General features: G+C 35.3%; 15 protein-coding genes, 1 pseudogene and 1 riboswitch. Of the genes and pseudogenes, 12 read left to right on the forward strand and 4 right to left on the reverse strand.

Annotated elements, in window-relative coordinates:
* The first annotated feature begins 465 nt into the window (after positions 1-465).
* The 9 genes from BUB45_RS15545 (at position 466) to BUB45_RS20250 (ending at position 13113) form a co-directional block, all read left to right on the forward strand.
* Positions 466-1986: an AbgT family transporter gene (locus tag BUB45_RS15545; RefSeq protein WP_073011768.1), complete on the forward strand. Its 1521-nt coding sequence runs from the start codon at positions 466-468 to the stop codon at positions 1984-1986.
* A 639-nt stretch (positions 1987-2625) separates the two neighbouring features.
* Positions 2626-3585 (forward strand): AAA family ATPase, encoded by a 960-nt coding sequence (locus tag BUB45_RS15550; protein WP_073011770.1) that lies wholly within the window; start codon positions 2626-2628, stop codon positions 3583-3585.
* Positions 3585-4844: a DUF58 domain-containing protein gene (locus BUB45_RS15555; protein WP_073011783.1), complete on the forward strand. Its 1260-nt coding sequence runs from the start codon at positions 3585-3587 to the stop codon at positions 4842-4844. The genes BUB45_RS15550 and BUB45_RS15555 overlap by 1 nt, the downstream gene beginning before the upstream one ends.
* Entirely contained in the window at positions 4841-7036 is a 2196-nt protein-coding gene (locus BUB45_RS15560) for a transglutaminase TgpA family protein (RefSeq protein ID WP_073011786.1), read from the forward strand. The genes BUB45_RS15555 and BUB45_RS15560 overlap by 4 nt, the downstream gene beginning before the upstream one ends.
* Before the next feature lie 41 nt (positions 7037-7077).
* A riboswitch (purine riboswitch) is annotated at positions 7078-7179 on the forward strand.
* Positions 7180-7505: 326 nt separating this feature from the next.
* A complete protein-coding gene (guaA, locus tag BUB45_RS15565; protein ID WP_073011789.1) occupies positions 7506-9041 on the forward strand; it encodes a glutamine-hydrolyzing GMP synthase in 1536 nt (511 codons plus the stop codon).
* A 482-nt stretch (positions 9042-9523) separates the two neighbouring features.
* Entirely contained in the window at positions 9524-9760 is a 237-nt protein-coding gene (locus BUB45_RS15570; RefSeq protein ID WP_073011792.1) for a single-stranded DNA-binding protein, read from the forward strand.
* A 15-nt stretch (positions 9761-9775) separates the two neighbouring features.
* Positions 9776-10930: a hypothetical protein gene (locus BUB45_RS20245; RefSeq protein ID WP_073011794.1), complete on the forward strand. Its 1155-nt coding sequence runs from the start codon at positions 9776-9778 to the stop codon at positions 10928-10930.
* Positions 10917-11354 (forward strand): hypothetical protein, encoded by a 438-nt coding sequence (locus tag BUB45_RS15580; protein ID WP_073011797.1) that lies wholly within the window; start codon positions 10917-10919, stop codon positions 11352-11354. The genes BUB45_RS20245 and BUB45_RS15580 overlap by 14 nt, the downstream gene beginning before the upstream one ends.
* On the forward strand, positions 11347-13113 hold the full coding sequence (locus BUB45_RS20250) for a hypothetical protein (protein WP_205601083.1): 1767 nt from the start codon (positions 11347-11349) through the stop codon (positions 13111-13113). Before BUB45_RS15580 ends, BUB45_RS20250 begins: the two co-directional genes overlap by 8 nt.
* A 552-nt stretch (positions 13114-13665) precedes the next feature.
* On the opposite strand, the gene BUB45_RS19955 is transcribed toward BUB45_RS20250, so the two are convergent.
* Both BUB45_RS19955 and BUB45_RS19630 read right to left on the reverse strand, forming a co-directional pair.
* The gene (locus BUB45_RS19955; protein WP_170861769.1) at positions 13666-13833 is read right to left on the reverse strand and encodes a hypothetical protein; all 168 of its coding nucleotides are present in this window, start codon (positions 13831-13833) and stop codon (positions 13666-13668) included.
* 28 nt (positions 13834-13861) lie between these two features.
* Positions 13862-13966: pseudogene (locus BUB45_RS19630) on the reverse strand (transposase); the annotation flags it as partial.
* A gap of 10 nt (positions 13967-13976) precedes the next feature.
* On the opposite strand from BUB45_RS19630, the gene BUB45_RS15590 reads away from it, so the two are divergent.
* The 3 genes from BUB45_RS15590 to BUB45_RS20480 are packed head-to-tail and all read left to right on the forward strand — an operon-like array spanning position 13977 to position 15605.
* Positions 13977-14186, forward strand: a complete 210-nt coding sequence (locus BUB45_RS15590; RefSeq protein ID WP_073011800.1) for a hypothetical protein — start codon at positions 13977-13979, stop codon at positions 14184-14186.
* Between the two features lie 5 nt (positions 14187-14191).
* A complete protein-coding gene (locus BUB45_RS20475) occupies positions 14192-15277 on the forward strand; it encodes an ABC transporter permease family protein (protein ID WP_244527746.1) in 1086 nt (361 codons plus the stop codon).
* Complete coding sequence (locus tag BUB45_RS20480; RefSeq protein WP_280157526.1) at positions 15255-15605, forward strand: ABC transporter ATP-binding protein; 351 nt, start codon at positions 15255-15257, stop codon at positions 15603-15605. The genes BUB45_RS20475 and BUB45_RS20480 overlap by 23 nt, the downstream gene beginning before the upstream one ends.
* Positions 15606-15888: 283 nt before the next feature.
* On the opposite strand, the gene BUB45_RS15600 is transcribed toward BUB45_RS20480, so the two are convergent.
* Both BUB45_RS15600 and BUB45_RS15605 read right to left on the reverse strand, forming a co-directional pair.
* A complete protein-coding gene (locus BUB45_RS15600; RefSeq protein WP_073011802.1) occupies positions 15889-17832 on the reverse strand; it encodes a heavy metal translocating P-type ATPase in 1944 nt (647 codons plus the stop codon).
* 488 nt (positions 17833-18320) lie between these two features.
* On the reverse strand, positions 18321-18641 hold the full coding sequence (locus BUB45_RS15605) for an ArsR/SmtB family transcription factor (protein WP_212590781.1): 321 nt from the start codon (positions 18639-18641) through the stop codon (positions 18321-18323).
* Between the last annotated feature and the right edge of the window lie 305 nt (positions 18642-18946).

Raw genomic sequence — 18946 nt, forward strand, 5'->3', positions numbered from 1 at the left:
TGCGAAGTTTGGAGAGCTTCATGTGATAGAATATTGAAAATAAGGAGGAGGCATGCTTTCCTAATTTACTTTGATTTCAAATTAATTTTTTTAATCTTGTTAAAAATAACATTAGTAGGTTTTATTGATTTCCTATTTTCAAGCGCACCAATCACATATATAATAAATAGTATGCGTTTGCATTGTAATTATATTTTTCTAAATATTATATCACATGCAGACGTTTCGTTTGTTCACGTAGCAATAAATAGAAAATACCATGTTGCTATTGGAAGCTTGACTTTATTCATTTGGTGTATGCCATTCACTATCAAGTATGCTCTATCCCAAGAACCTTATGACTTTAGTCAGGAGAGGTTCAAATTTTTCACGTATACTATTGGAAAAATATACGTAAAATAAAGCCTTTCGCCATAAGACGTGGCGATAAATCAATTTTTTCTATATTTGGAAAGGGGAAAAAGTATGGGGAAGAAAAAAGGAATATTCCAACGATCGTTGGATGGGGTAGAGGTAGTAGGTAATAAATTACCTCATCCTGTCACATTATTCGCAATATTATCGTTGTTGGTATTGCTTTTATCTGCAGCCCTGTCTTCGCTGGGTATTAGTGTTGAGCACCCAGGTGAAGAAGGAGAAATGGTTGAGATAAAAAATTTATTAAACGGAGAAGGAATCAACTATATATTTTCAAGTATGACCGATAACTTTATTGGTTTCGCGCCACTTGGCGTAGTCCTATTGACGATGCTTGGAATTGGAATTGCCGAGAGAGCAGGGTTAATTAGCGCCATATTGCGTGGATTCGTGCTAGCGGTTCCCAAGCGATTTATTACATTAGGCTTAGTATTTGCAGGGATCATGTCAAGTGTCGCTTCTGATGCAGGTTACGTCGTACTGCCACCGCTTGGAGCATTATTGTTTGCCGCTGTTGGTCGCCATCCATTAGCCGGGCTAGCTGCTGCTTTTGCAGGGGTCTCTGGAGGCTTTAGTGCGAACCTAGCGTTATCAGGTACAGATGCATTGTTAGGTGAACTTACCATTGCAGCAGCTACCATCGTTGATCCTGCTTACGCTGAGGGTATGAGTATTGCCATGAACTGGTGGTTTATTGGTGTTTCAGTATTTGTATTAACACTTATTGGCGCATGGGTAACCGAACGAGTTATTGAACCGAGGTTAGGTACATACAAAGGAGAATATGAAGAAACAGTTGAAAAGCTAACAAGTTTAGAAAAGAAAGGTCTTGTATGGGCTGCGGTTTCTGTAGTGGTGTCTCTTATTTTAGCAGTGCTACTCGTTGTTCCAGAAGGAGCTCCAATGCGTGGAATAGGAGAGCGACCAATTATTGAGTCGCCATTTATGGATTCACTTGTACCTATTATTGCGATTTTATTCTTTATTCCAGGTCTTGTTTACGGTATTGCAACGAAGGCAGTGAAAAATGATAAGGACGTTGCTTATAAACTTTCCGACACAATGGCTTCCATGGGAATGTTTATTGTACTAGCATTTACTGCTGGTCAATTTGTCGCTTACTTTAACGAGTCTAATATGGGGTTAGTGTTAGGGGTTTACGGTGCGGATTTTTTGCAAAGTATTGATTTGACAGGTATCCCTCTAGTTATAGTATTTATTATATTAGCAGGGGTTATTAATATCTTTATAGGAAGTGCCTCTGCAAAATGGGCGATGATGGCGCCGATATTTGTGCCAATTATGATGCAATTAGGTTATTCGCCAGAGTTAACGCAGATGGCTTATCGTATTGCTGATTCATCTACAAATATTATTTCACCACTTTTAACCTATTTTGCAATCATTATCGCTTTTGCACAAAAATACGATAAGAAAATGGGGATAGGTACACTTGTTTCTACGATGATTCCTTATTCTATTTTCTTTCTTATTGGATGGACAATTATGCTTGTTATTTGGATGTTAATCGGAGTTGAACTAGGCCCTGGTGCGCCAATTTCTTATTAATAAAGATGATCACTGATGTGACAATATGCCATGAAAAGAACCTCGTATTCAATCTAATTGGGTAGCGAGGTTCTATTTATTTGGAATTTAGTGGGAAGTTGTTGAATTGATAAGAAAGTCGCTTGAATAGATACGAAAGCCGCTAAAATTCACTGAAGTTCAAATTTTTTCACAAGATCCTACTTACATTTTGGACTCTTTTCTGACCATGTGTAGTACATAAACCTGGCTTTTCACTAAACTTTAAAGATAAAAGTCTGTGCTTTACTTATAGGATAAACTCCAACATTTTTATATTGTTTGAAAGGTGTATCGATAGTATCTTGTTCGTTTGCAAGCTATCGTATAAACTATGAATATGTGGATATACTAGAAATTGGAAATCTATGTGATGGAAGTATAGAATTTTAAATCTATTAGCATCTCCTTCTTTAGCTTGCACTACTTTTCTAGTATAGTTAGATTAGGGAGAAAGATGATGAAATAAATTTGACTTATTGCCAATGTTAGGGCAATAACCGCCGTCGTTTGACTTACACTATAAATCCATCCTTTCTTATAGTGTAAAAAAAGAGGCATGAACATCATTATCGTAGGAAGAAATGGTTGTTATAATGTATATAGAAAGGGGCTTATTTTATGGAGAGTACAATGTCATATAATGTAAAAGTAGAAAATGTTTTACAAAATATAAGAAAAGTAATGATCGGCAAAGAAGAACCTGCTGTCTTAAGTCTTGTTGCTTTATTAGCACAAGGGCATGTGCTATTAGAGGATGTACCAGGTGTTGGGAAAACCATGCTTGTAAAAACGTTGGCGAAGTCTTTAGATTGTGACTTTAGAAGAATTCAATTTACCCCTGATTTATTACCTTCCGATGTTACAGGTGTATCGATTTTTAATCCAAAAACACTAGAGTTCGAATTTCGTGGTGGACCAATTCTCGGTAATATCATATTAGCAGATGAAATCAATCGAACTTCTCCAAAAACACAGTCCGCCTTGCTAGAAGCAATGGAAGAAAACCATGTCACTGTGGATGGTAATACGATTCCTCTAGCTCGTCCTTTTTTTGTCATGGCTACTCAAAATCCAATTGAATATGAAGGTACGTATCCATTGCCAGAAGCACAATTAGATCGATTTATTTTAAAATTACACATGGGATATCCGACGTTTGTGGAGGAAATGGAAATGCTTACACGTACTTCGCAGGTGCATCCTATTGATTCTATAGAAGCTGTTCTAACAAAACAAGAATTAGAACATATCCAAGATGAAGTAAAGCATGTGTATATCGATAAAAATGTGCAACATTATATTATCGATTTAACAACAAGTACGAGAACACACCCGCAAATTTATTTAGGCGTCAGCCCAAGAGGGTCGATTGCTTTGATGAAAGCGGCAAAGGCATATGCCTTTATTTTAGGACGTGACTATGTTTTACCAGATGATGTGAAATATTTGGCTCCTTACGTTTTAGCACATCGAATCATCCTGCGCTCGGAAGCAAGATATAGTGGAGAAACTGCTAGTGACGTTATTGCAATGATTATCGAACAAACGGAAATACCAATACGAAAGGAATTGCTTTAATGAAATACCGCTTTCGAATGATCGTAAGCAGTCTGTTTCTGATTACTATCCTTTTGCTGTTATTTTCTTATGCTATGTTTCAAGGCGGCTTTGTCAGTTGGTTTTTATTTTTTAGCTTTCTTCCTATATTGTTATACGAAGCAGTTGTTTTACTATATCCAATTCGCAAATGGCAGGTTAGTAGAAAGCTTTCCCATTATATAACCAACGCTGGTGGAGCGGTTACGGTAAAGGTTAAAATAAAACGTCGTTTTCCATTTCCTTTATATTACTGCATCATAGAAGATATGTTAGCAGATTCATTGAAAAAGGTGGACAACGGTAAAGAAAAATATCAGTATATGCACCAAGCTGATCAATTGTTTATTGGACGGAGAATGAAGCGGGTTCTGTTTCCAGGTTTTAAGCGTACATTTTCTTTTTCTTATCGGTTAGAACAAATTCCACGAGGTGTACATTCCTTTCCAAAGGTACGGATACGGACAGGCGATTTTTTTGGGCTTGTGAAAAAAGATCATATATATGCTGTAAATGACTCGCTCGTTGTGCCTCCAATTGCTCGACCATTCCTATTAGAAGAACAAATTCGTAATCAGCAAGAAGGAAATGTGCTCAGCTCATCGTTACGACTTAACAATGTCAATCTAGCGACAGGGATAAGGGAGTATTTACCTGGCGATCGTGTGTCTTGGATTGACTGGAAGCAAACAGCAAGAAAAAATACGATGATGACAAAGGAGTTTGAGCAAGAAAGAGGAACGAGCAGAATCATTGTCCTAGAAGCTTGTAATATATCAAATCCGATTGTTTTTGAAGGAATGGTGGAAGTAACGTATGCTTTGCTTACTCATTTTAAGAAACAATCGTTAGAATCTGGATTACTTACCGTCGGAAAAGACACAAGTTTTTTTGCATCTATTCATGCGCAAGGAGACTTTGATCGATTAAAAGAACATATAACCAAACTACAGCCAAGTAAAAATGATATGTTTTCAATGGGCGTTGAGCACCAATGGTCTAAGCTCGTGAGCGGGGGTACCCTCTTATTCGTTGTAGGAAATATGGAGAAACCGTTCGTAGAGATGATAAAAAAGGTGAGGCAAAGAGCGAAACATATATGCATTTTGTTTATTCGGCCTGCACAACAACATACCTATTCGACTCCGTTTGTTCGTCAGTTACAAGCTTTTGGCGTAGATGTATTTGAAATGACAGAGCGTGAACTAATGAAAACCCCGTTAGAGGTGAAAAGAATATGAGTACGCAAAAGTCGAGTCCTGCTACTTTTTATACGTTGATTCTTTATATATGCGGGTTCATTTTATTTCTAGAATGGTTCTACCCTTTACAGGAAGTGACGGATACGACAAATATTAGTATGTTTATGCTTTACGGCGTTCTATGCTTTCTTCTTTCTTTTATGCAGGTTAGATGGTGGCTGTCGTTTATCTTGAAGGGGGTAGCATTACTATTCGTGGTAAATAATCTTTTTTTTACGACGAGTTTTTTAAACCCGTTATGGATCGGAGAGTTATTGCAAGCTAGTATCGTAAACATGCAAGCATTGTTTAACAAAACATGGTATGAGTTCACGCCATTGTTTCGTAGTACGTTGTTTCTTATTTTAATCTGGTTAATGAGCTATTTACTCCATTATTGGTTTGTTATCAGAAAACGTGTCCTTATGTTCGTATTTCTGACGATTGCTTATTTGGCAGTGTTAGACACGTTCACCGTTTATGATGGCACTGCTGCGATCATTAGATCCTTCATCATATCTTTGCTTGCTTTAGGGTTAGCCCATTTTATGAGAGAGATGGACCGAGAAGCGCTTCGGTTTACATTAGCTAAGAAATCTGCGGTTTGGTTGCTGCCATTAGTTGCGATTGTTTTATTTTCTTCAGCTGTTGGATTAGCTGCACCAAAATTTTCCCCACAATGGCCTGATCCCGTACCGTTTATTCAAAGCAGTGCAGAAAATGCAGGCTTCTCTGAAGAAGGAAATGGCGGAATTCAAAAGGTAGGCTACGGAGAAGATGACAGTAGATTGGGAGGTTCTTTCGTACAAGATTATACACCAGTTTTTGAAGCGGAGGCGGATGAAGAACATTACTGGCGTGTAGAGACAAAAGATGTGTATACAGGAAAAGGGTGGGAAAAGAGCCGTGATTCTTACTATACAGAATTAGGTAAAATACCTCCAATGTTTCAAGAAAATGTTAATTTAGAAACAAAGCAAGCTACGATCGAATTTCAAGGTGATGAAGCACTTGATAAGCTCGTTTATCCGTACGGTTTCGATCATGTAGAGGCACCAGAAGGGGAGCCATATTTTGATATGTCATCGGAAGCAATTCGGTTAATGGATGATGCCAACGATCCGATTACATTAGAAAATTATACGGTTGATTATGGATATCCTACGTTTCATATTGAAGCTTTGCAACAAGCTTCCAGTTCAGATAACTCTATGGAAGCATATACGCAAATTCCAGAAACGCTCCCAGATCGAGTAATTGAATTGGCAAAAGATATTACTGCTGAAGAAGAGACGCAGTACGATAAAGCAAAGGCAATTGAAAGCTACTTCTCCAGCACCGATTTTACGTATCAGACGACAGATGTTCCTGTGCCCGAAGCAAATGAAGATTATGTGGATCAATTTTTATTCGATTCTAAGGTAGGATATTGTGATAATTTTTCCACCTCGATGGTTATCATGTTACGTTCGCTGGATATTCCTGCAAGATGGGCGAAAGGATTTACTGGTGGTGAATTAGTGGATGCGGGAAGTGAAAAAAACACCTATGAAATAACTAATTCCAATGCACATTCATGGGTAGAAGTCTATTTCCCTGGTTCAGGATGGGTTCCATTTGAACCAACAAAGGGATTCTCGAATTTATCCGACTTTCAGAATGAGCCTTTACGTGGAGAAACGGAGCAACAAGATTCCTTGCAACAGTCGGAACAGGAGACAGAGGATGAGGAGCAGTCGGAGGAAACAACGCCTGAGGAGGAAAAAGAAGAGGAGTCCGAAGTCGCATCAGCTGCTGCATCTAACTCGGGTCCAACTACCACGGAATGGATGTTGCCAACTGTTATCGGTATCGCGCTTTTACTCATTGTCTTTATTTTTATTTACAAAAGTAGGCTTCGCTTACAATCTAAATGGGTACGTCGTAAATTTACAGCGGATAATAATGTTGAAAATCAACAGGAAGCGTATCACTTTTTGATGAAAGTGTTACAAAAACAAGGGGAAGCAAAACGCCCTGGGGAAACGTTACGAGAGTATGCAATGAAAATTGATAAAAAGTATGAAACGACGGATATGCAGAAGCTTACGGAGCATTATGAACGGCTCATTTACAGAGATGACGATAATCTTGCTTCTAAAACAGAGGTGGCGCAATTATGGAAAAATTTAATAAAACGAATATTGTCTTGACCAGCATTCGTTTTGTTATGTAGAATAAGAACATAACGTAACGAGAATAATTGTTTGCCGTTCGTATATCCTCGACAATATGGGTCGAAAGTATCTACCAGAGCACCGTAAATGCTTTGACTATGAAGGCAGAACTTCCAATACAGCTGGATTCTGCCTTTTTGCATGTTGTTGTCGCAAAAAGTAAGGATGCAGCTTTTTGTTTTTGCTCCTGGTTTGCTTTTCTTGCTCGGACGCAGGGGTATTGTATAAGCAAAACGACGGCATTTCCTCGCCAGAAATTTTGCCGATAGCCAAGTTTTTCTAATGAGGGGTTGCAACAAGAGCAGGTTTGTTTCAAATGATGAACAGGACAGGTAGAGGTGTGTCTGCTTACTAGTTTGTAGGGGAGCAGGCTAGTGATTATGCAGTAATTGTTTTAAAGGAACTTATAGTAAGTGGGATTATTTTATAGATAGGAGTAACGTACATGAAGACAAATGAAATGATTTTAGTATTGGATTTTGGTAGCCAATACAATCAATTAATTACACGACGCATCAGAGAATTTGGCGTGTATAGTGAGTTGCACACTCATAAGTTAACAGCTCAAGAAATTAAGGAAATAAACCCGACAGGTATTATTCTTTCTGGAGGGCCACATAGCGTATATGATGAAAATAGTTTCCGCTGTGATCCCGCAATTTTTGATTTAGGTATCCCAGTATTAGGAATTTGCTACGGCATGCAATTAATGGCTTTACATTTTGACGGCAAAGTAGAAAAGGCTAAAAACCGTGAATACGGAAAAGCGGAAATGGACGTTCAAGGAGAACCAACGCTCTTTGCAGGTACACCGAAGCAGCAAACTGTATGGATGAGCCATGGGGATAAAGTGGTAGAAGCTCCGGCATCATTCCAAGTGGATGCAACAAGTCCTTCGACACCTATTGCAGCTATTAGTAATCAGGAACAAGGGCTGTATGGTGTACAGTACCATCCGGAGGTACGTCATTCCGAATATGGAAATGATGTGTTAAAGCAGTTTGTTTTTGCGGTGTGTGGCAGTAAGGGTGACTGGACGATTGAGAATTTCATTGATATGGAAGTGAAGAAAATTCAAGAAAAAGTCGGCGACCGAAACGTATTATGTGCTTTAAGTGGTGGCGTTGATTCTTCTGTTGTTGCAGCACTTATTCATAAAGCAATTGGCGATCAGTTAACTTGTATTTTTGTCGATCACGGGTTGCTTCGTAAAAATGAAGCTGATGATGTGATGAAAGTATTTGCGGATGATTTTCATATGAATATTATTAAGATTGATGCTAAGGATCGTTTCTTAACGAAATTAAAAGGTGTCGACGATCCAGAGAAGAAACGTAAGATTATCGGAAATGAATTTATTTACGTGTTCGATGATGAAGCGGCGAAGCTTAAAAATATGGACTTTCTAGCGCAAGGAACGCTCTACACAGATATTATTGAAAGTGGGACAGAAACAGCTCAGACGATAAAATCACATCATAATGTTGGTGGACTTCCTGAAAATATGCAGTTTGAATTAATCGAGCCGTTAAACACATTGTTTAAAGATGAAGTTCGTGAATTAGGAACACAGCTAGGTATACCTGAGCGTATCGTTTGGCGCCAGCCTTTCCCTGGTCCGGGACTAGCTATTCGTGTACTAGGGGAAGTAACGGAAGAAAAATTAGAGATCGTTCGTGAATCCGATGCTATTCTACGTGAGGAAATTGCGAAAGCTGGACTAGATAGAGATATTTGGCAATACTTTACAGTGCTACCGAACATTCGCAGTGTCGGTGTCATGGGAGATGCCCGCACGTATGATTATACGATTGGTATTCGTGCGGTAACGTCCATTGATGGTATGACTTCCGATTGGGCGCGTATCCCTTGGGACGTCTTGGAAAAAATCTCAACCCGTCTCGTGAACGATGTAGCTCATATTAACCGTGTAGTGTATGACGTAACGAGCAAGCCACCTGCTACGATAGAGTGGGAATAATTCACTAAGAGCATTTGAAGTGAAAACGTTGATTTGACTGCATTTCGATGGTATGTAAAATGGATAAAACAACTAAAAATGAATAGGTTCTCCGCCAAGATTCCGCCAGAGGAAACGGAGAAAGAAGAGGGATATTGTGTAAAAGCAATATCTCTTTTTTTTATATTTCTTGCATTTTGAAGGGTTTTCCACATTAGTTATCAGAAAGAGGTATAAAGTATTAGAAATACTATTAACATATCTAAGCGTCCTTTCAAGGCCTATTTCCGCGAAAAGGGTACTTTATTAGGATTAAACCCTAGAGTGGTAGAAGGTGAAATATAATATTATCTATGCCTGTTCATTGACATATTTACCGCTTTATTCAAAAAAACATGTGAATTCATAGTGTTGATGATGATTTGTTGTTAAAAACTAGTAAAAGGATATACAATTATAATAACAACTTTGTTTATAACGTTATTATAATTAGGAGGTATATCGTGTCTACTGTAAATGAATTATTGGAAGTTGCTAAAAATGAATTAGCTAAAGTTAAGCCGGGCGAAATATTTTTAATACGTGATTTGTTTAAGGGATATGAATGGAATCGTATTTCTCGTAGTGATAGATTATTATTGGGTACATTATTTCTCAATTTTATTAGAAGTGTTGATACAGATGTGGATATTATTGAAAAAACTTCTTCCGGTCAGCAAAAGTATAAAATAAAGTTATAATAGGGGGTGTTTTAGATGACTTTTCAAACAGATCAAAGTGGTATTAATAGTTTAGCAGGATTTGCTTACCAAATTAAAGTATTTGCTTATTATGCCTTCGACTTAAAGGAGGATATGCAAGTAGAATTTGAAACCATAGAAGATGTAAACTTAAAAGCAATTGCGCCTGAACAAATCGACAAACATAGTCATAAATTTGTTTGTAGGGTTACTGAGAGTGGAGTTAATAAAGCTATTCAAGTTAAGCATACATCTATTGGTAATGCAGTTGCTCAACAAATGCTTCTCAATTGGATATTATTAGAACATAGTTCACATAATGTGGAAGAATATATACTATTTACGGATAAAATTTATCAAAATGATGGTGATATTTTCAATAAGGATGCAGAAACATTACATAAAATTGTAGTAGAGTCCGATATGCAAAGAAATGCTACTATTTCTAAAGTTAAGTGTTTATATGAAGCAGATTATAATGGATTTGAAAAGGTATATAACCAAATTCAAAGTAAGTTTGAATTCATTGATTTGGAGGATATTGATGCTAAAACAGATGACAAGGCCTCACTTCATTTTAGAAAAGCTGCAAACCTAATCGTATTTGGGCAAAGGATGAATGAGTTTTTGCAGCATATAACATTTAAAATTTTGAATGCTATTGAAAATAAAGAACCATATATTTTAACATATCAAGAATTCATAAATATGGTGGAGGATATTTCCAAGCGATTTACACAAGAAGTTACGACTCCCTCCTATTCTAATTTTAAAAAAGTTAATAGAATTGATTTAAAGGACAGTAAACTTTCAACTTTAAGAGAGTTTATGCAATTAAAATCGTGTGGATTACCAGATTATTTATTAAAGCAACATCTGTTATATGGCATGTATTATTATGAAACCGCATTAAAATATATGGAAAATAACAGAGTAAACAAGATTGACGAGATCGAAGAAACTACCTTTGAAGGCTTTCAAAATGTGAAGTTTACTTTGATGAAAAATGAAACAGATACACCATATAATAGACTGGAAAAAACACAAAAATACCCCAATTCTTATGCGGAAAATGACCAAATAAAATATGGGTCCTCGATTCATCTGACTAAAGAAGGCATCGGAGAAAATCAAATTTCATGGGAGGATGATGAGAATGCGCAATATTAGAGTACAAACAGAGTCTATTCAATTAAGTATTTATTGTAATATTATCTGCCAAACATTACAGCGTCATGAAAAATTAAGTATATGTAAAATAGTAACCTTTTCTTATTTGATTAAGCAAAATCGTTTCTTGGGTGGAACGATATATACCGCAAGGAATACACAAGATATTATTTATAAGGGTATCTCTCTTTTAGCTGGAGATTTTGATGGTTTTTGTAATAGCGTACCATATATTTTAAAAGCGTTACATTTGTTAATAAGTAAAGGAATAGTTGATTCTGAAAATGGTATATTGCATCTAACTACCAAACAATTAAAACTAGATTCGATATATGAAGAAAATAATTTCATGAAAAAAGTCATTGAAGAAAGTAAGACTATGACAGATAAGCAATTTATGAAAGAGGTGATTTACAATGTTTAAAATAACAAAACTTATAATGTTTGATATGAATAGTAAAAGCTATATCTATAAGTTTAGTGAAGGTATAAATTACTTTAAGGGTAAGAATAGTTCGGGTAAAACAGAATTCTATTTGTTCATTGATTTCATGTTTGGTTCTTCAGAAGATATTGTAAAGAAGCCCTGGTACAAAGATTCATTAAGTAAAGCGACCATGGTCTTTGAATATAATGAAAATACTTTTAGTATCACGCGTACAAGGAACCCAAACCAAAATTATCTGCATTATGCTGATGAAGAAAATTTAGAAATGATTGATTTACGAGAGTACAAAAATAAATTAAATTCCATTTTTGCTCAAGATTTTCAGTTGTTAAAGGACATTAGAAATTTCACTAATGAAGAATTAACATACAGAACTTTTACAATGTTTAACTTTTTAGGAGAAAAGGGGCAAGGTAAGATTCAAGATTTCCTAGATAAATGCAGTGATATAAAATATTCTGTAAAACTTAATCCGATTTTAAACTTTATTTTCAACAAACATCTTGAACAAATATATATATTACAGAATGAATTAGATGTTCTCCAACAAGAAGTTAAGAATTTGGAAAATAACTCTCAAAAGTATGAATTTGTTATCGATCAAGTAAATGCTAATTTACAAAAAATTGGTGGAGATATTTGGTATACAGGTAGAAATTCAGATGATGTTAAGGCATATCTTTCTTCTGTAGTTGAAATGCAAAATGTAGAAAAAAGCTCTAAAAAAAGAAATATTGCAGATTTAGAAGTTATGTATAATAATCTATCCGAACAAATAAAGGTTTATGAAAACAATACAGCCGATGCGAAACAATTCGGGAGGGATAATGAGAACAGGAGAAAACTCCTTTTGAAATTACAGGAATTAGTTGATGAGAATACTGATTTTGATTACTTAGTCCAACCTATGCAAAATCTACTCGATGATGTCGATAATACAATTTTCTTTAGCGATTACCTGATTAATGATAATACTATAAAAGAGTTGAAGAAACAACGTGAACAAATCAAGACAGAAATACGTAGAAATGATTCAAGGTTTAAAATTTATAATTTAGAGGAAAAATCTAAAGCTATTGCACTTATTAACGAATATTTATCTGTTGAAATTGTTTCTAATGATGACAACATCAAAGAAAAGAAAAAGAGAATCAAAGAGATACGAGAAGAGTTAAAAGCTTTACGAAACTCAGATGATTTGCAAAAAATTGATGAATTATCTAATTTCATAACAGAATTATATTATTCTGCTAAAGATATATCTTCAGTTGTATCTGATGATATTCAGCAAAAAGGATTTGAAATTAAATATTTAAAAAAAGGAAATATCCTACAGCCTGTGATACTTTCTGATGGTGGTGAAACATCGGGTTCTAAAAATCGTGTAAATTACTATATCGGAAGTATGGCTAGACATACTTTAATTCAGCTGTGTGGTTATCTTGCATTTTTAAAAATACTACTAGAGAACAATAGGTATCCTATCATACCCATTTTGGTAATCGATCATATTTCAAAGCCGTTTGATGCAAAAAATAGTAGTGCTATCGGCAAAATTTTATCGACAGCATATGAAACAATAGGTAAAGAAAATTTACAAACATTTATCTTTGATAATGAAGATTCTGTGAAACTAGCTATAAATCCAGAGCATTCAGAAAATCTTGTTACTGATTCTAAAACAGGGTTTAATCCATTTTACTTTCCACCCATAGCAGATGATCAAACAGAATAATTTATACTGCATTCGAAACCGTTTGCTGAAAAGTAGGCGCTTTTTCTATATGTGTGCCCGGCATGAGTTATCGCTAGGAAGTGAAGGTTCGTTCGCTACAGAGTTGGGTGGGGAAGTTGTTAATAAGAAGGCAATGGTGTTCTTCGTGAGAAGGAATTTGGAGGTTGTACTTCCTTGCAATTACTGCAAATTTAAAACCTTACTTTTTTGATTGATGAATCTGTACAATTAATTCCAATTTAATCACCTTCTGAATCATCCAAAACCAATTATTTCATACTTTTCTAGCGGAGTCTGTTCACTTTATTCTAGCAGTTACATTCGGTGGTAATTGTTTTGGGGTGTGGGGACACAAGAGGAAAATCTATACTAAATACTGTTTTATAGACGTTCAATTAAAATGAGCGTCTTTTTTTGTGCCTAAAAACGAAGAGTAGAGGTGAAATATGGCTGGACTAACGTAAGCGTAAAACAGCCCACACCTATTATGTAGATGTGGGCCTATGTTAAGATTTACTTAGATTTCGTTGCTCGTTGTTTTCCGTATTTGTATTAATCATCCCATTCATCTGCACGTCCCTCCAAAAACCGCAACCCTTTTAAACGACCCAAGTTGTTCCGGGTTGCTTCTACAGCGCTGTCCTTCAACTTCTCTACAAAGTGTTTAGGTGGCTTCTCTTTCTTGCTTTTTTCTGCTATTTCCATTGTCAGTTCAAGCATACCCTGTAGTGTCTTAATCTCAAGTTTATCTTAGCAAATCACGCACTCTCACCGCTATGTGCCCGTCCAAAACCTTATATCTATACTTTGTCACCCATTTGACATGATACTTGATACGTTTGTTACTAAGGATTTACTTCAATATGTTAATTATTCGATTCATAGGTATCATGATTGCAAGTTTAATCATTTTTTTAGTTACTAATATTTTTCATGTATTACCTCACGATACGGTATTTCGTTGGGAATCGATCATTGTAGGTGTTGTGCTATTCTTTATAATGGATATATTATACACTTTGCCTATGTTATTTATTAATCAGAAGAAACAATTAATTAAAATGATGAGGTAGTAAAAATGCCAGTTCAACTAAAATTTGCTTTAGGAGATATATGGAGAAAAAAACTTTATTTCATTTCATTTTTTATTCAAATTTTGCTTATCATATTATTGATTACAGAATGTTTTTCCTTGATACATAAAAAGCAAGAGGCTTTTTATCATTTATCGAATACATTTGATACATCCAATGCTTTTTATATATCATTGATAGAGAAAGAAGATTTTGTAGGTGGGGAATATGAAGAAAATATAATGAAAGATTTATATACTTATATAGATAAAAATGATAATTATATAAGTTTTTCTAATATTGAAAATTATATAGAAATAAAAGATATTCCTAAAAACTCACTTGCTGTCGAGGTGGAGCAAGGCCCTAGCAAAATTTGGGCTAATAAAACGCTATCAGTTTCATCCGATTTTATAAATGTATTTGATATTTCCTTATCAAAAGGAGAATTTTTTGATGCGAGTTGGGAGTATGTAAGCAATAAAAGTATACCAGTTGTGCTTGGTTATTCATATAAAAAGTATATGGATATTGATGATGAATTTACTGACGTTGACAATCAAAAATATAAAGTTTTTGGTTTTTTACAAGATGGGCAAACTTTTGTGGATATATCATTTGGCGAAGGTGTTATCGGGTTAAATGATGTTATATTAACACCGATTGATGTTACAGCAGTTGACAATTTATTTATGAATGGAAATTATGATTATGAAACCTATATTGAAAATTCAACGATTATACTTAAGAATAGAAACGATATAAAAGAATTACAAGATATTGTGGAGCGTTCAAACACATATATTTATAATTTTAACACTGTGGAAGGCGTTTCTGGCTATATGGAAAAATCCACACAAGAATCAGTTAGTATATTTTTATTTTTATCAATATTAATTATTATTTTTGCTTCATCATTAGTAATTATTAATACTCTGGGATTTATTAGAAGGAATATAAGAAATTTTAGTATTCATATTTTTTGCGGGGCGACCAAGAAAGATATTGCACTACGGATTTTTTTACAAATATTTATTGTTTGGTTACTTTCTTTTATTTATAAAAAACGTGGAAATTCCGCTTCATTATAGTAAAAACAAAGCCAATAAAAAAGAAAGAATATTAACTTTGCTTGATACGCTTGGTATGAAGGAAAAAGCGTCTGAATATGCATATAATTTATCGGGTGGACAACGGCAGCGTGTAGCAATTGCGCGCGCATTAATTAATAATCCAGATATTATTTTAGCAGATGAGCCGACAGGTGCATTAGATCAAGAAATGGGCGAGCAAGTATTATCTATTTTTAAAAGGATAAATAAAGAACAGAATAAAACTGTTTTAATCGTAACACATGACGTCAAGATTGCGAAACAATGTGAGGGAATAGTAAATATAGTAGACGGAAAAATATATTGAAGTTTATGCAAAGCTTAGGTTTCTCACCAGAAAAGGTGTGAAATCATTTTATGCACGACATTTCAATTATTAGAGAAATCACTGTGTCTATTATTGAGTAGGAGTAGTAGGAGGAGAGCTAGAAACCTTTTCGTATCAAGGGTTTTTGGCTCTCTTTGATTTTTCATTGCACACCGTAAAATGAACAACATCAACAGTATATTTAGAAAAAAACCGTCAACCAATGCATAATATGCAGTTGAAGACAGTTCAATGTGATTTATATCTATGATTCTGCTGTTTGTCAGTCTGTAAGTGATATATTATTTTTGGAGCGCAATAAGCGAAGTCCATTTAAAATGACGACTAAAGTACTGCCTTCATGGATGATGACACTGATTGCGATATCCGTTAATCCAAGAAAACTCACCACAACTAAAAAGGCAACAACGGACATGGAAAATATAATGTTTTGCCAAATCACCCGGTTCATTTTTCTAGAAATGCGGTGAGCATTTACGAGTTTCGATAGATCGTTTTTCATTAAAGCTAAATCAGATACTTCTACTGCAACATCCGTCCCATCGCCCATCGCAATACCAACATCGGCGTTAACTAAAGCAGGCGCATCATTCACACCGTCACCAACCATACCGACAATTCCATAGTTTTCTTTCTGCGAATTAATGATGTTTGCTTTATCATCTGGCATAACATTCGCAATGACTTCATCTATACCTAGCTTTTTCGCAACGGCTTTACCTGTCATTTCAGAATCACCCGTAATAAGAGTGGTGTGGATATGGAGGCTTTTGAAGTAATCAATTGTTTTTTTCGCTTCTTTATTAGGAATATCCATTAAAGCAATAATCCCAATTACTTTTTCATTTTCAGCTACATATACCACTGTCTTACCTTCAGAGGCCCATTCATCATTTAAATCTGCGATGTCATTTGGTACATTATGAAAAGAAGTTGGTTTCCCAATGCGATAATTATTTTGATTATAATCTCCGGTTAACCCTTTACCAATTTGATTTGTGATGTCAATGTCTAGTTTATTTTGAACAGTAAATTTATCTAAAATTGCGTTCGCTAAAGGGTGGTTAGATCCTCTTTCTAGAGCAACTACAATATCAATGATGTATGTTTCATCTATGGAGTCTAAGAAGAAGTAATTGGTAACTTGCGGTTTTCCTCTTGTTAAAGTGCCTGTTTTATCAAAAGCGATGGCATTAATATTTGCGAGTTGTGAGAGATAAGACGCTCCTTTTGAAAGTACACCACGTTTGGCGAGGTTTGACGTAGCGGACAGTGTGACTGACACAGTTGCAGCAGCAAGTGCACACGGTGCTGATGCTACTAATAAGACAAGTCCTCGATAGGTACTTTCATACCATGACCAATCCAATAGGAATGGTGCCATTACTATAACTAACAGTATGGCAATTAAAACGAAATTAACATACTTTGGCTCGAATTTTTGAATAATGCTAGCAGCTTTTGTTTGATTACTTTGGTTTTGATTTACGAGTTGCAGAATTTTTGAGAAAACCGTGTCTTTCTCTTCTTTTGTTACTTCCATAGTAAAAGTTCCTGTACCGTTGATGGTACTGCCGAATACTTCGTCACCTTTTGACTTTTCTTTAGGTATACTTTCACCGTTTATGGATGATTCATCAATAGAAGTGCTACCAGATAATATTTTTCCATCAATAGGTACTTGATCCCCATTTAATACTTGTAAACGGTCTCCAACTTTTAAGTCGCTAACTTCAACGAAGGTGGTATTCCCACTATCATCCATTAATCGCGCAGTGGTTGGGTTCATTTCAAGTAATTTGGTGATTTCTCTTTTACTCCGTCCTTCAGCATAATCTTCTAGAAAATGCGCACCAGAGAAAATAAGAATCAATAATGTCCCTTCCCAAAATTCGCCCAATAAGGATGCACCTAAAGCAGCTAACCCCATGAGGATGTGGGAATTCGGTGTAAATCTTCTTTTACGTTTCGTATTTTCAATTGTCTCACCGATACCTTCAATAATAACGACATGGTACCCTGCGATGATTGTCGCAATCGACAAAAGAATATTTTGCAGCAATAGATAATTATCATTAAGAAATAAAGCGATAATTGCCACGATCAAGCCAATAAAATAAAGAATAATTGGTGCTTTCCCGTGATCATGATCGTGAGTGTGGCTGTGTTCATCGTTATGATGATGATGTGCGTGATTTTTTTTCATTTAAAATTCCTCCTTCTGCCTCTCGTTAAAAATAAATCAATCGCTTTTTGCATAAATAATTTTAGTAGTTGAAGGTACATTCATATGATTATTTATTCATATGAATGTAATTACATATTAACACATGCACGAATCATGTCAATACAAGTTTATAAAAAAACCTTATACGATAATCAAATATCGTATAAGGGAGGGTTCTTCATGGTTAAATTTTATTTTTGAATCGTTTTTTGGTGATTTTTTATAGCGTAAGAAAGCATAGGCCTAATATAACAACGTGACAGAATAAGCCACGTCCGACTCGAGCGCCCAGTAACTAGGCGACTTCACTAATCGCTTTAAGATAGGTCATCATCGGTTCGTGCCACTAAAACAGGGGGTGTGCCGCCAACGTCACCATTTCCCTATTTTTAGTCGCTTGATTTGATTCCTAAATCTTCTCACGCTATGTTGCTAACCGGGCACTTGCGCTTTTACCAAGCTTACAATTATTCAGTATCCGTATCTTCTTTGATATGAGCGAATACTTGATCTAAAATTTCATAAATGTGATTATCGTCTGGAAAATAAACGACTGATTTTCCTTCTCTTCTTGATTGGATTAATCGATGGTCTTTTAATATTTTTAATTGATGAGAAGCATTTGATTGTTCAATACCAATATGGTTTACAATGGTTGAAACATTAGCTTCTGCTTTAGAAAGTAAATGAAGTATAGAGAGCCTTGTTTCGTCTCCTAAGATTTTAAACAAACGAGCAGAGTTGTGGATCATTTCTTTATCGTTCATGGTTATATCCCTTCTTATCATACATAATATGGATTATGTTTTTATACTATCATGTTTGAAAAAATAATAGAAATAATGGAACTACACATTGTTTCCTCTTCTTCATATTAATCATCTTCCGGGATATGCTGGAAGAATAGAGTAGGGAGTAATAACACAATGAATAAAAAAAGCTTCTCATATAGAAGAATAACGTATCAAACCCCACTTATCATGGGGCAGGAAGAAGCATAATAATAGTAAGGTTTATCATATACAATATGGAAAAGCCAATGTTGCGTTGTTGTATATAAGAATTCAAGAGGGAAGTAATATATGATTCAGTA

The sequence above is a fragment of the Virgibacillus chiguensis genome, assembly GCF_900129865.1.
Classification (GTDB): Bacteria; Bacillota; Bacilli; order Bacillales; family Amphibacillaceae; genus Virgibacillus; species Virgibacillus chiguensis.